The sequence below is a fragment of the Pseudomonas fluorescens genome, assembly GCF_000967965.1.
Classification (GTDB): Bacteria; Pseudomonadota; Gammaproteobacteria; order Pseudomonadales; family Pseudomonadaceae; genus Aquipseudomonas; species Aquipseudomonas grandcourensis.
In genome coordinates, this window is sequence record NZ_LACC01000060.1 from 1 (window position 1) to 367 (window position 367).

General features: G+C 59.1%; 1 protein-coding gene. It reads right to left on the reverse strand.

What is annotated here, in order from left to right; all coding sequences use genetic code 11:
* Window positions 1-367 (reverse strand): VCBS domain-containing protein (locus VC35_RS27930; protein WP_046043950.1); only part of this gene is annotated, 367 nt, incomplete at both ends.

Sequence of the window (367 nt, forward strand, 5' to 3'; positions counted from 1 at the left end):
GAGGTTTTTCTCGAAGACGGTCAACTCGCCGCCCCCAGTATTCAAACCGCCAATCGTGATCGGGTCATCGTTGTTGTGGATCTGCAGCACCAGGTTCGCAGTACTGCTGTCGCCGTCAGAATCGGTGAGGGTGTAGGTGAAGGTTTCGGTGCCGTCACCGCCGCCATGCAATGCCTTGAAATCGGCATCGCTGGTGTTGAGGGTGTAGGTGTAGGTACCGTTGGCATTCAACACCAAAGTGCCGTAGGTGCCGGTGAAGGTGCCGGGGGTGATCGGGCCGCTGTTTTCACCGAGCGGCACCCGATCGGCACCTTGCACGTCGTTGCTCAGCACGTTGCCGTTCAGCGTCAGCAGGGTTTCCGAAGCG